Consider the following 12,284-nt stretch of genomic DNA (forward strand, 5'->3'; position numbering starts at 1 on the left):
CCCGGTTCGCGCCGGGTTTTTTTGTGGGCGCTTGAAAAATGGGGTATCCGCTCCCAACTGCCTAGCAACACTCAGAAACAGATCGAATCGCTATGACCGAAACGCTCAAGCCCGAACAGCATGAATTTCAGGCGGAGGTGCGTCAGGTGCTGGACCTGATGGTTCACTCCCTGTACTCCAATAAAGAAATTTTTCTCCGTGAGCTGATTTCGAACGCGTCAGACGCGCTGGATAAGCTGCGTTTTGAGGCGCTCTCCGATGACTCCCTCTACGCCGGCGACGCTGAGCTCAAGGTGCAGGTGTCGTTTGATAAAGATGCCGGGACGCTCATGGTCTCCGACAACGGCATCGGCATGAGTCACGACGAGCTGCTGGAAAACCTGGGTACCATCGCCCGGTCCGGGACGCGAAAGTTTCTCGATGCGCTCAGCGGTGACGCGCGCACCGATTCCAATCTGATTGGTCAGTTCGGCGTTGGCTTTTACTCGGCGTTTATCGTCGCGGACCAGGTCACCGTGCAGTCCCGGCGCGCGGGAGATGACGAGACGTGGCAGTGGGTATCCGACGGACAGGGGGCTTTTACGCTGGAGCCGGTCGGGGAAGATGCGGTCAATCGCGGCACGCGCATTATTCTCACGCTCAAGGAAGACGAAAGTGAGTTCCTGGCCGATTACCGGCTTCGCTCGCTGATCAGCAAGTATTCAGACCACATTGCGTTTCCTATCCAGATGCACAAAGTGCAGCCGCCGCCGGCCGCTGAGGAAGACAGCGACGAGGACATCGTCGACGTGCCGGCTGAGCCCGAGTGGGAATCGGTCAACCAGGCTTCAGCACTCTGGTCTCGTCCGCGGCAAGAGATCGATGACGACGAGTACAAGAGCTTCTACAAGCACGTCTCCAACGACTTCAACGACCCGCTGCGGTGGTCTCACAACCGGGTTGAGGGCAATCAGTCGTTTACGACACTGCTGTACCTGCCGGAGAAGCCGCCGTTCGATCTGATGATGGGGCGCGAGGAGCGCCATGGCCTGAAGCTTTACGTGCGTCGGGTCTTCATCATGGACGCCGCTGAGCAGCTGCTGCCAACCTATCTGCGCTTTGTGCGAGGTGTGGTGGATTCCGACGATCTGCCGCTGAACGTGTCGCGGGAAATTCTGCAGGACAACGCGCTGGTGAAGAAAATCCGCGCGTCGGTGGTCAAGCGTGTGCTCGGCATGCTGGAGCAGCTCACCGACGAGACCGAAACCTACAAGGAGTTCTGGAAGGGGTTCGGGGAGGTGCTGAAGGAAGGGGTAGTGGAGGACTTTTCCAACCAGGAGAAGCTGCTGAAACTCGCTCGCTTTGCGTCGACCGCCAACAGCGACGCGGAGCCGACCACCAGCCTCGACGACTACCTGGGGCGCATGAATTCCGGGCAGGACAAGATTTACTACGTGACCGCCGACAGCCACCAGGCGGCGCTGAACAGCCCGCACCTTGAGGTCTTTCGAAAGCAGGGTATCGAGGTGCTGCTGATGTCTGACCGGGTGGACGAGTGGATGATGGGCCACGTCCGTGAGTACGACGGCAAGCCTTTCCAGTCCGTGGCCAAAGGTGATCTCGACCTGTCCAATCTGGAAGACGAAGACGCCAAGAAGCAGCGTGAAGAAAAAGCCAGCGAGGCCGCGCCGTTGCTGGATCGCCTCAAAAAGGCCCTGGATGAGCAGGTGGAAGAGGTGAAGGTCAGCAATCGTTTGACCGACTCACCGTCCTGCATTGTGCTGGCTGAACACGATATGGCCCTGCACATGCAGCAGCTGATGAAGCAGGCCGGGCACGAGATGCCGGGCTCCAAGCCGTCGCTGGAGATCAATCCGGATCATCCGCTGGTCGCGCGGGCTTCGGCCGTGACCGACGAGGAACGCTTTTCCGACTGGGCCCACCTGCTCTTTGAGCAGGCGCTGCTGGCCGAAGGTGGGCAGCTGTCCGATCCGGCGTCCTACGTGAAGCGGGTCAACAGCTTGTTAACCGCATCTGACGACTGAAAACGCTGAGCGATTCGGTTCGCATCGATCGCTGGCTTTGGGCGGCCCGGCTGTTCAAGACCCGCGGGTTGGCCAAAGCAGCGCTCGACGGCGGTAAGGTCGATCTCAACGGTCAGCGCGCGAAGCCTTCTAAGGCGGTCAAAGTCGGCGACCGGCTGGAGGTGAGCCGCGAAGACTTTCGCCTCGAACTTGAGGTCCTGGGGCTGAGCGACCGCCGCCTGGGCGCTGCGCTGGCGGCCGAGCTGTATCAGGAAAGTGAGGCCAGTGCGGCCGCCCGCGAGGAGGCGCTGGCGCGACGGCGCGAGCGCAGGGACGCGGGTCGGCCCGACAAACGATCTCGCCGCCTGCTAAAAGCGCTCAAGGGGATCCGCTAACGGCTTGGCCCCTTGGGTCCGGTCCCTGATTGGGCGCGCGTCTAAGGGTTGACGCAGCGACCCGGTCCGTCAATCATGCCCGCCCAGCACCGCCGGATGAGGAGCGCCGCTCCAGACATCCGGGCTCGATCCAGCCTCTCCGGAGTCCGCGTTCCATGGAAGAAAACACCGCCCTGATCACTAATGATGCTGTGGTATTTGGCCTGCTGGCGCTGATTCTTGGGCTGGTTTTTTACACCAGTCACAGCACGGCCCGGTTCTGGCGGAAGTTCTACGGCGTAGTTCCTGCGCTACTCCTTTGTTACTTCATTCCGGCCATCTTCAACACGCTCGGTGTGATCGACGGGGAAGCCTCGCGACTTTACTTTGTCGCCTCTCGATACCTGCTGCCGGCCGCGTTGATTCTGCTGACGTTGAGCATCGACCTGAAGGGTGTGATTGGGCTCGGACCTAAGGCGCTCATCATGTTTTTCACCGGCACCGTCGGGGTCATGATCGGCGGACCGATCGCGCTGCTGTTGGTGGGACTTGCGGTGCCGGAGCTGCTGCAGGCAGACGGGCCGGAGGCAGTCTGGCGCGGAATGACAACGGTTGCCGGCAGCTGGATCGGTGGCGGAGCCAACCAGGCGGCGATGAAAGAGGTGTTCGAGGTCGGCAACGATGTCTTTGCGCAGATGGTTGCGGTTGACGTGATTGTCGCCAACATCTGGATGGCGGTGCTCCTGATCATGGCCGGTAACCAGAAGCGCATCGATGCCTTCACCGGAGCTGATGACTCCAGCATTGACGTGCTGAAAAACAAGATCGAAACCTATGAGGCGGAACACGCTCGCGTCATCACCACCAAAGACTTGATGCTGATGGCCATGGTGGCGTTCGGCGGTACCGGCATTGCGCACGCCTGCGCGGGCTTTATTGCGCCCACGCTGGCTGAAGCAGCGCCCGGCCTGAGCCGCTTCAGCCTGACCTCTACCTTTTTCTGGATCGTCGTCATCGCAACCACCATCGGTCTGGTCGTGTCTTTTACCCGAACGCGCGAGCTTGAGGATGCTGGCGCCTCAAAGGTAGGTTCGGCTTTTGTCTACATTCTGGTTGCTACGATCGGCATGCACATGGACATTAAGGCCGTGGCGGAAGCGCCGCTGCTGTTTGCGGTCGGGCTGGTGTGGATCAGCATTCACGCGGGGCTGCTGCTGACCGTGGGCTACCTCATCAAGGCACCGCTGTTTTTTGTTGCGGTGGGAAGCCAGGCGAACGTGGGTGGCGCAGCCTCAGCGCCGGTGGTGGCGTCCGCCTTTCACCCCTCCCTGGCGCCGGTCGGCGTGTTGCTGGCGGTGCTGGGATATGCCCTCGGGACTTATGGTGCTTGGATCTGCGGGCAAATGATGCGCATCGTATCCGGATGACGCAGTTCATCGTGGATATGGTAGCAGCGAGGAAGGCGCTGAACTAAGATAGCGCGGCTAAATTCTGGCCGCTTTAGGCTGACGGGCAGGCCCACACCTGTGGGGTGCCGAAGCAGGAGTAACCAATGCGAGTAGTTTTAGGAATGATGTGTTTGGTGCTGGCCGCAGCGGCTAACGCGCAGAGCACCAAAATGGCTGACGTGGCCCGAGAGGTGACGTTGGAAAACGGGATGCGGCTGGTCATGGTGCAACGGCCCGGGCAACCCAACATTGCCGCCGGTTGGGTCGCACACGTCGGCTCGGCCAACGAAAGTCCCGGCATTACCGGTATCTCACATCTGTTTGAACACATGATGTTCAAAGGCTCGCCGCGGATTGGAACCCGAGATGCCGAGCTGGATGCACAGCTTCAGGACCAGCTCGACGAGCTGCGCAGCGAAATGTTTGCGCTGGAGCGCGGCTACCGCGATCAGGTGCGGCTGGGGCAGGGCAAAGCGATCACCGACCCGGCACTGCAAACGGCGGCGATGGCTGAGCTTCAGACGCGTTTCGACGAACTGGTTAAGAGCCAGCGCGAAAACATGATCAAAGACGAGTTCGACCAGATTTACACGGAAGCCGGCGCCAGCGGCATGAACGCTTTTACAAACCGGGACATGACGGTCTATTTCATTCGGGTTCCGCGCAACAAGCTCGAGCTGTGGTTCTGGATGGAGAGCGAGCGCCTCGCGCAGCCGGTGTTTCGCGAGTTTTACTCCGAGCGGGATGTCGTTTTTGAAGAGCGGCGGCTGCGGACGGACTCGACGCCGACCGGTGCACAGGACGAGGTTTTTGAATCGCTGCTGTGGCGTGGGCATCCCTATGGATGGCCCGTGATCGGTTGGCCGAGCGACATTGCGGCAATAACGCGTGAACAGGCTGAAGCCTTTTACGATCTCTACTATGCGCCGGCCAACATTACCCTGGCAATCGTCGGAGACTTCGACGAAGCCCAGGCCATCGAGTGGGCGGAAAGTTACTTCGGACGAATTCCGCCCGGCCGGGATAACCCGCCGGATGTCATCACGCTCGCGATGCCTCAGCTGGGAAACCTGGTCTATCGGGCCGAGGTGGATGCACCGCCGTCAGCCACCGTAACCTGGCGAACGACGGCTTTCACCGGTGAGAGTGACGGGGCGCTCCAAGTCCTTTCCAGCGTGCTCAGCGGTAAGACGGGTCGGCTCTACAAGCGTTTGGTGCTGGAAGATCAGATTGCCACCAACGTCGGTGCTGGCGCTGACAGCGGCAAATACGACGGCTCGTTCGCCGTTTATGCACAGGGCAAGCAGGGGGTTTCCCCGGACCAGCTCCAGGCGGTGCTGCAGGAGGAAGTGGCTAAGGTTGTCGCTGACGGCATCACCGACTACGAGCTTGAGAAGGTGAAGAACCAGCTTGCTGCTGAAAAGTATCGGCGACTGGAAGATCCCTTTTTCCTGCTGATCCAGCTGCTGTACTACGACGGCCTGCGCGACTGGCGCACGATGGATACCTCCTATGAGGACGTTGAAGTGGTCTCCGCCGATCAGGTGCAAGCCGCTGCCGCCGAGTACCTGATGCCTGAGCTCGCCGCCACCAAACTCTATACCCGAAAGGCGAGCAGCGAGCCGGAGGATCCGGAGCTGGCGGCCTTCGACGCGGGCACGCAGGCCCAGATCAAGGGGATGCTGGGACAAATGCAGGGCCGCAGCGCTGAAGAGTTGGGCCAGGGCCTGGCTCGGCTCGAGCAGATGCGTGGGCAGGTGCCACCGGAGGCGCAGCCGGCCATTGACTACATGATCAAGCGGGTCACCGCCATGCTGGAGGAAGCCAAATGATGCGCCTGAATAAGCAGTTGAAGTCCGCCACGCTGATCGGGGTCGCCGTACTTTTCCTCGGCGCTTGTGCCACCGGCGGTGCCGGTCAGGCCAACCATCCCGACGAGCTGGTCTTTGGTGACCGTGAGCTCACCTTTCTGGATCGCGAGGATTACCGCTACGAGCTGCCGGGCGGGGACGTCATGTACCTGGTCACTGACCGTGCGCTGCCGCTGGTCAAGATGCGCATCTATTCCCGCGCGGGCAACTACCTGCTCGGTGATCTGCCAACCGGGAGCGGCGGCTTGACCGCGAGCATGCTGCGGGACGGTGGTGCCGGTGAACTTAAGCCCGCCGATCTCGATGAGCGGCTGGACTTTCTGGCGACCAACGTGAGTTTCTCGATTGGCAACACCGGCGCCAGCGCTTCGCTCGACAGTCTCAGCAGCAACTTTGAGGAAAGCCTGAGCCTGATGATGGATATGCTGGTCGCCCCGCAGTTTGACGACGAGCGACTCCGAATTGCGGTCGACCGACAGGTTGAGGCGATGCGCCGACGCAATGACGATACGCGCTCCATCGAGCCGCGTGTCTGGTCGCAGCTGATGCTGGGCGAAGACTTCTTTGCGACGCGGGTTGCCACGCAGGCGAGCGTTGAGAGCATCAGTCCTGACGTGATGCGTGACGTAGTGGGGCGGATCTTTGGTCGCGGAGACCTCGTGATTGCGATCAGCGGCGATATCGATGCTGACACCGCGCAGGCAGCGCTCGGCAAGGCTTTGGCGCGGTTGCCCGAAGCTTCCGAGCTGCCCCCGATCCCCGACACGCTAAGCCCCGGCGACCCGGGGGTTTACACGGTGTTTAAAGACGACGTAAACCAGACGCGGGTCACGGTCGGACTGCCCGGCCCTCGGGTGAACAACCCGGACGAGTTTGCCATCGCTGTGATGAACGACATTCTGGGTGGCGGAGGCTTTACGAGCCGCATCACCTCCCGGGTGCGGAGCGATGAAGGCTTGGCGTATTCGGCGGGCAGTCGATTTCAGCTGGGGCGCCACTACGACGGTCAGTTTCGTGCCTTCTTCCAGTCCAAGAACGCGAGCGTGCCGCAGGCACTGGCCATCGTGCTCGAGGAGGTCGAGCGGATACGCACTGCCCCGGTGACCGAACAGGAGTTGAGCACCGCCATCGAGTCGCGGCTTGCTTTTCTGGCGGACCTTTACGCGAGCGCCGAGTCGGCCTCACGGCGCTTCGCCGCCGACGAGATCAATAGCGAACCGGCAGACCGCTGGCGCACCTTTGAGGCAAACATCCGCAAAGTCAGCATCGCGGACGTGCAACGTGTGGCGGAAAAATACCTGGATCCGGCGCAGCTGCGAATTCTGCTGGTTGGCAAAATTGATGAAGCCCTCGCCGGCGATGGCAATCACGGCACCGTTGAGTCCGTGACGGGTAAAACGATCCGAACGATTGCGCTGAAAGATCCGCTGACCCAGCAGCCGCTGGCTGACGCGGCCCCCTGACGACTGACGGCAACGGGGCTGCTGGGCGGGGTTAAGCCGCAGCCCCCGAGGAGTGATGAGCATGCAGATTGGTGTACCGAAAGAGATCAAGAATCATGAGTACCGGATTGGGCTCATCCCGTCCTCGGTGCGTGAACTGACGGCCCGTGGCCATCAGGTTGTCATACAGCAGGGTGCGGGTCTTGGTATTGGACTCACCGACGACGACTACACGGCTGTGGGCGCCACTATCGCGCCTGACGCTGCGGCGGTGTTCGACCAGTCCGAGATGATCGTTAAGGTCAAGGAACCGCAGGCGGTAGAGCGTGCGATGCTGAAGGAGCACCACTTGCTCTTCACCTACCTTCATCTGGCGCCAGACCCGGACCAGACTCGGGACCTGGTTGATTCCGGCGCTTGCTGCATTGCCTACGAGACGGTGACGGACTCAGAGGGGCGCCTGCCCCTGCTGGCGCCCATGTCCGAAGTAGCTGGACGTCTTTCCGTGCAGGCGGGAGCCGCGTCACTCGAAAAGGCTCGCGGGGGCGCTGGTGTCCTGCTCGGGGGCGTGCCGGGCGTGGACCCGGGCAAAGTGGTTATCATCGGCGGTGGCGTGGTCGGCATCAACGCGGCACAGATGGCGGTGGGGCTGGGTGCCAACGTGACCGTGCTCGACCGCTCGCTGGACGTGCTGCGCCGGATCGACCTGCAGTTCGACAGCCGCCTGAATACCGTGTTTTCCACCACCGAGTCGGTCGAGCGGCTGTGCATCGATGCAGACCTCGTGATTGGCGGTGTGCTGATTCCTGGCGCCGCCGCGCCCAAGCTGGTGACGCGGGAGATCATTCGGCAGATGCGGATGGGCAGCGTCTTTGTGGACGTTGCCATCGACCAGGGGGGGTGTTCGGAGACCTCCAAGCCTACAACCCACGACAATCCGCGTTACGTGGTCGATGATGTTGTGCACTACTGTGTGGCCAACATGCCGGGTGCCGTACCCCGTACGTCAACGTTTGCGCTGAACAATGCGACGCTGCCGTTTGTGCTGGCGCTGGCGGAGAAAGGCGCCGAAAAGGCGATGGCGGACGATCCTCATCTGCGCAATGGGCTGAACGTGTACCAGGGCAAGGTCACCCAGAAAGAGGTCGCTGAGGCGCTGGGCTACGAATACTCACCGCCGCCGGCCTGACCGGAGGGTAACTGAAGAGCTACTGGCGGGTCTGCCCGGTGCCTCGGACCAGCCACTTGTAGCTGGTCAGTTCGGGAAGCGCCATCGGACCACGGGCGTGTAACTTTTGCGTGCTGATCCCAATCTCAGCGCCCATCCCGAACTGGGCGCCATCGGTAAACGCGGTCGACGCATTGGCATAGACCGCTGCCGCGTCCACGGCCCTCAGCCAGGTTTCAATGACGGTGGTGTCCTCGGCCACGACAGACTCGCTGTGGCCCGAGGAATAGCGTGCCACGTGCTCCAACGCTTCGTTCAGATCGTTGACCACCTTAATCGCCAGCTTCATCGCCAGGAATTCCCGACCAAAGTCCTCCGGCTGGGCCCGGCGCAGCGGTCCGCCGTAGTGACCGTCCAGAACCCGAAAGGCGGCTGCATCCGCAAACACCTCAGCGTCGAAATGGTCGCCGAGCTTCGCCACAATCCCGGGCAGCTCGTCGAGTAGGGATTCGTGGATCAGCAGTGTGTCCAGCGCGTTGCACACGCTCACTCGGCGCGCCTTGGAGTTCGTCACGATGGCGCGAGCTTTTTCGACGTCCGCGCTAGCGTCGACATAGACATGCACAATGCCAGCGCCGGTTTCAATGACGGGCACCCGGGCGTGTTCCCGGACGTGGTCGATCAGGCCCTGACTCCCCCGGGGTATCGCGACGTTCACGACGTCAACTGCCTCAAGCACGGGTTTGAGCGCGGCCCGTTCAGCCGGTGCCAGGGTCACGGCGTCGGCGGACAGCTCATGCTCCGCCAGCGCTGCCTGGATGATCTGAACGATGGCTTCATTGGAGTCTTTGGCGTCGCGGCTGCCCTTCAGGAGGGCCGCATTGCCGCTTTTCAGGCACAGCGCGGCCACGTCGACCGTCACGTTGGGGCGCGACTCGAAAATGATGGCGACCACGCCTAGCGGCACGCGCACCTTTTCCAGCTGAAGGCCGTTGGGCAGCATACGCCGCTCCAGGATCTCTCCGGCAGGGCAGGGAAGCTCAGCCACCGCCTCCAGGTCACTGGCTATTGCCTCGATCCGCTCCGGCGAGAGCAGCAGTCGGTCATATTTGGGATTGGCCGGATCCATGCGGTCCAGATCTCGGCGGTTGGCCTCCAGCACGGCTTCCGCCGACTCACGGAGCCTGGCGGCGATGGTCAAGACCGCTTCGGACAGCGCCGCGGGGGCGGCGAGATTCAGCTGCCGGGCAGCTACCTTGACTCGCGCGAGCGACTGATCAACGTCCCTCAGAAGCGCGGCGGTGGGGTCGGCGTCGTTGGTTCGGGCGGCGTTTGTCATGGCTCGATATACAGATAGTCGTAATGGATCAGGGGTTTTTGGCGCTGCTTGCCCAAACGCTGGGCGGCGGTCTCTGAACTATATTCGGCTCGACCATACCCAATCGGGCGGCGGCTTGTATCGACGATCGTCACAATATCGCCTCGCTCGAAGTGGCCCGCAAGTTCGCTGATTCCAACCGGCAGCAGACTGGCCAGCCGATCGGGTGCGCGCAGCGCCTGCGCGGCGCCGTCGTTCACCACCACAAGCGCGCTGCCGGCGGGCGCTGCGGCAAGCCAGCGTCTGGGCTGGGTGGCGGGTGTTGGGTCTGCGGGAAATACCGTGCCATGCCCGGAACCTGAGCAAATATCGCTGATGACCTTCGGACGCCGGCCGTGGGCAATCCAAACCTCGGTTCCCAGCCGCGCCAGTCGCTGCGCGCTGCGGACCTTGCTGGCAATGCCGCCCCGACCAAATTCGGACCGATCCTCCCCCTGTTTTGGCTGAACCGACTGGCCATCCCAGGTCTTGATGAGCCGACTGCCCGGGGCGCCGGGCGGTCCGTCGTACACCCCTTCGACGTTGGTCAGCATGATCAGCTGCGAAGCGCCCAGCATCGACGCGAGCAGGGCGGCCAGCTCGTCGTTGTCGGTAAACATCAGCTCGGTGACCGAAACCACGTCGTTTTCATTGACCACCGGCACAACACCATGCTTCAGCGCGCTCACCAGACAGCCTCGCATGTTGAGGTAATGTCGGCGGGTCGCAAAATCATCTCGGGTGGCCAGCACCTGGGCCACCTGTCGGTCGTGCTCGCCAAACGCATTCTGATAAAAAGCCATTAGCCGCGTTTGTCCCATGGCGGCGAGCAGCTGGCGACGCTGGACCGGGTTTCGTTCGGTCGGCACGGACGCCGGGGCCACGGCCAAGCCGAGCGCGACTGCGCCGGACGATACCAGCACCGTGGGCTGGCCCTGCGCAGTCAGTCGGGCAATCTGCTCGACAATGGCGTTGAGATGCGTTTCGTCCAGCAGGCCGTTACCGTCCCGGGCGACCGCGCTGCCCAGCTTGACGATGATCGGGGCGTTGGCTGAGCCAGCGCTTCCCGCGGACTTTTGACTTGCGCTCACAGCGGTGCTTTCCTGATTTCTATGGGTACGCAGACAGCCTCACAGTACATCACCGTGGCGGGCCACCAGGCGCTAAAAGCGGAGTTTGAACGACTCTGGCGCCGGGAGCGACCCCTGGTGACCAAAGCGCTCGGCGAGGCGGCGGCCGAAGGCGACCGGTCGGAGAACGCGGAGTATATCTACCGCAAGAAGCAGCTGCGCGAAATGGACCGACGGATTCGCTATCTCAGCAAGCGGCTGGACGTGCTGCAGGTCGTGTCCGAGCGGCCCCGGGACGTGAGCCGGGTCTTTTTTGCCGCCCGCGTGACGTTGGAAGATGCCGAGGGTCGGCGCCGGGACTTTCAGCTGGTGGGGGCCGACGAAACGCTGGCGGAGGCGGGGCGGATCAGCATCGACTCGCCGATGGCGCGGGCGCTGCTGGGGCGCCGCGTAGGTGATGTGGTGGTGGTGCAGACGCCCCGCGGCGACGATGAATACGAGGTGCTGGAGATCGAATATCCTGATCCCGAGATCAGCTCATACGTCTGAAATCGGGCGTGGGGTAAACCGGTCCGAAGTGAGAACCTCTGTCTCTCTTTTAAAGTCAGCCACTACCGCTTATAGTTCGCGCAGGTTGGGCATTGGGAACCTCATTCATGGGACTGTCAGCAGAAAAGATCGACAAGGTTCGTCACGAGTTCGAGTACTTCGACAGCGACAGCAGCGGCTATCTGGATAGCAACGAATTTCGGCTGATGTTCAAGGTCATCGCGCCGGAAGCGAGCCGCAAAGAGTGCGACGAGGCTTTCGCCGCAATCGATGACGACGGTTCGGGAAAAATTGAGTTCGACGAGTTTCTGGAATGGTGGGAGAGCAACTGGTCGGTTTACTGAAACGACCCCCGATCGATCGGCTCAAGTCAGGCCTGCAGCTTGCGCTGTGGTCCTGCCTGCTAAGCCTCCCTGCGCTGCTGCTGGCCGGCGGTTGCGCTAGCCGCCCGCCGGCGGATACCGGCAGCATTTGCGCCATCTTTACCGAAAAGCCCCGCTGGTACCGAGCGGCACTCAAGTCTCAGAAGCGCTGGGGCACGCCGGTCCATATTCAGATGGCCATCATTCACCAGGAATCCCGCTTTGAGGCCAAAGCTGCGCCGCCACGGCGTCGGCTGCTCGGCATTATTCCCACAACGCGCCCGTCCAGCGCCTACGGCTACGCCCAGGTGAAAGACGAAACCTGGGACTGGTATCGCAAAGACACCGGGCAGGGCGGCGCGGACCGCGACAGCTTTGCTGACGCGATCGACTTTGTCGGCTGGTACACCGACGTCTCGCGTAAGCGCGTTGGGCTGTCCAAGTGGGACCCTTACGGTCAGTACCTGGCCTATCACGAGGGGCACGGGGGCTACGAGCGGCGTTCTTACGAGGCCAAGCCGTGGCTGATGGACGTGGCGCAGAAAGTGGATCACCGCGCCCGCGAGTGGGGCGCGCAGCTCAAGCGCTGTGAGGATGGCCTGGACAAAGGCGGCTGGTGGCCGTTCGGCGCCTGAACGCC

General features: G+C 62.1%; 11 protein-coding genes. 9 read left to right on the top strand and 2 right to left on the bottom strand.

Going from position 1 to position 12,284, the window contains the following annotated elements; translation table 11 throughout:
- Nucleotides 1-92 precede the first annotated feature (92 nt).
- The 6 genes from htpG to ald all read left to right on the top strand — a co-directional run bounded on the left by htpG (nucleotide 93) and on the right by ald (nucleotide 8,327).
- Nucleotides 93-2,024, top strand: coding sequence for a molecular chaperone HtpG (htpG, locus tag AAF358_21600; protein MEM7708163.1), 1,932 nt, complete (start codon nucleotides 93-95; stop codon nucleotides 2,022-2,024).
- Nucleotides 2,021-2,398 (top strand): RNA-binding S4 domain-containing protein, encoded by a 378-nt coding sequence (locus AAF358_21605; GenBank protein MEM7708164.1) that lies wholly within the window; start codon nucleotides 2,021-2,023, stop codon nucleotides 2,396-2,398. Before htpG ends, AAF358_21605 begins: the two co-directional genes overlap by 4 nt.
- Before the next feature lie 155 nt (nucleotides 2,399-2,553).
- Nucleotides 2,554-3,804 (top strand): DUF819 family protein, encoded by a 1,251-nt coding sequence (locus AAF358_21610; protein ID MEM7708165.1) that lies wholly within the window; start codon nucleotides 2,554-2,556, stop codon nucleotides 3,802-3,804.
- A 125-nt stretch (nucleotides 3,805-3,929) separates the two neighbouring features.
- Nucleotides 3,930-5,657 (top strand): insulinase family protein, encoded by a 1,728-nt coding sequence (locus AAF358_21615; protein MEM7708166.1) that lies wholly within the window; start codon nucleotides 3,930-3,932, stop codon nucleotides 5,655-5,657.
- Nucleotides 5,654-7,159 carry a pitrilysin family protein gene (locus tag AAF358_21620; protein ID MEM7708167.1) on the top strand — a complete coding sequence of 502 codons (1,506 nt, stop codon included), beginning with the start codon at nucleotides 5,654-5,656 and terminating at the stop codon, nucleotides 7,157-7,159. Before AAF358_21615 ends, AAF358_21620 begins: the two co-directional genes overlap by 4 nt.
- Before the next feature lie 61 nt (nucleotides 7,160-7,220).
- Nucleotides 7,221-8,327 carry an alanine dehydrogenase gene (ald, locus tag AAF358_21625; protein ID MEM7708168.1) on the top strand — a complete coding sequence of 369 codons (1,107 nt, stop codon included), beginning with the start codon at nucleotides 7,221-7,223 and terminating at the stop codon, nucleotides 8,325-8,327.
- Nucleotides 8,328-8,346: 19 nt separating this feature from the next.
- Here the strand turns inward: ald and AAF358_21630 are convergent, their stop codons facing one another.
- Together AAF358_21630 and proB are read right to left on the bottom strand one after the other, a co-directional pair.
- Nucleotides 8,347-9,645 (bottom strand): glutamate-5-semialdehyde dehydrogenase, encoded by a 1,299-nt coding sequence (locus AAF358_21630; GenBank protein MEM7708169.1) that lies wholly within the window; start codon nucleotides 9,643-9,645, stop codon nucleotides 8,347-8,349.
- Nucleotides 9,642-10,754, bottom strand: coding sequence for a glutamate 5-kinase (proB, locus tag AAF358_21635; protein MEM7708170.1), 1,113 nt, complete (start codon nucleotides 10,752-10,754; stop codon nucleotides 9,642-9,644). The genes AAF358_21630 and proB overlap by 4 nt, the downstream gene beginning before the upstream one ends.
- Before the next feature lie 21 nt (nucleotides 10,755-10,775).
- Here proB and greB point away from each other — a divergent pair, with 21 nt between their 5' ends.
- From greB to AAF358_21650, 3 genes are all read left to right on the top strand, one after another.
- A complete protein-coding gene (gene greB, locus AAF358_21640) occupies nucleotides 10,776-11,282 on the top strand; it encodes a transcription elongation factor GreB (GenBank protein ID MEM7708171.1) in 507 nt (168 codons plus the stop codon).
- Between the two features lie 107 nt (nucleotides 11,283-11,389).
- The gene (locus AAF358_21645; GenBank protein MEM7708172.1) at nucleotides 11,390-11,626 is read left to right on the top strand and encodes an EF-hand domain-containing protein; all 237 of its coding nucleotides are present in this window, start codon (nucleotides 11,390-11,392) and stop codon (nucleotides 11,624-11,626) included.
- Nucleotides 11,596-12,279 carry a transglycosylase SLT domain-containing protein gene (locus tag AAF358_21650; protein MEM7708173.1) on the top strand — a complete coding sequence of 228 codons (684 nt, stop codon included), beginning with the start codon at nucleotides 11,596-11,598 and terminating at the stop codon, nucleotides 12,277-12,279. Before AAF358_21645 ends, AAF358_21650 begins: the two co-directional genes overlap by 31 nt.
- Nucleotides 12,280-12,284: the final 5 nt, after the last annotated feature.

Source organism: Pseudomonadota bacterium (genome assembly GCA_039033415.1).
Taxonomy (GTDB): Bacteria; Pseudomonadota; Gammaproteobacteria; order Xanthomonadales; family SZUA-38; genus JANQOZ01.

Excerpts from the sequence above, each read along its gene's own strand:
- htpG (MEM7708163.1), top strand. The coding sequence starts at position 93 with ATGACCGAAACGCTCAAGCCCGAACAGCATGAATTTCAGGCGGAGGTG.
- AAF358_21610 (MEM7708165.1), top strand. The coding sequence starts at position 2,554 with ATGGAAGAAAACACCGCCCTGATCACTAATGATGCTGTGGTATTTGGC.
- AAF358_21615 (MEM7708166.1), top strand. The coding sequence starts at position 3,930 with ATGCGAGTAGTTTTAGGAATGATGTGTTTGGTGCTGGCCGCAGCGGCT.
- AAF358_21620 (MEM7708167.1), top strand. The coding sequence starts at position 5,654 with ATGATGCGCCTGAATAAGCAGTTGAAGTCCGCCACGCTGATCGGGGTC.
- ald (MEM7708168.1), top strand. The coding sequence starts at position 7,221 with ATGCAGATTGGTGTACCGAAAGAGATCAAGAATCATGAGTACCGGATT.
- AAF358_21630 (MEM7708169.1), bottom strand. The coding sequence starts at position 9,645 with ATGACAAACGCCGCCCGAACCAACGACGCCGACCCCACCGCCGCGCTT.
- greB (MEM7708171.1), top strand. The coding sequence starts at position 10,776 with ATGGGTACGCAGACAGCCTCACAGTACATCACCGTGGCGGGCCACCAG.
- AAF358_21645 (MEM7708172.1), top strand. The coding sequence starts at position 11,390 with ATGGGACTGTCAGCAGAAAAGATCGACAAGGTTCGTCACGAGTTCGAG.
- AAF358_21650 (MEM7708173.1), top strand. The coding sequence starts at position 11,596 with ATGGTGGGAGAGCAACTGGTCGGTTTACTGAAACGACCCCCGATCGAT.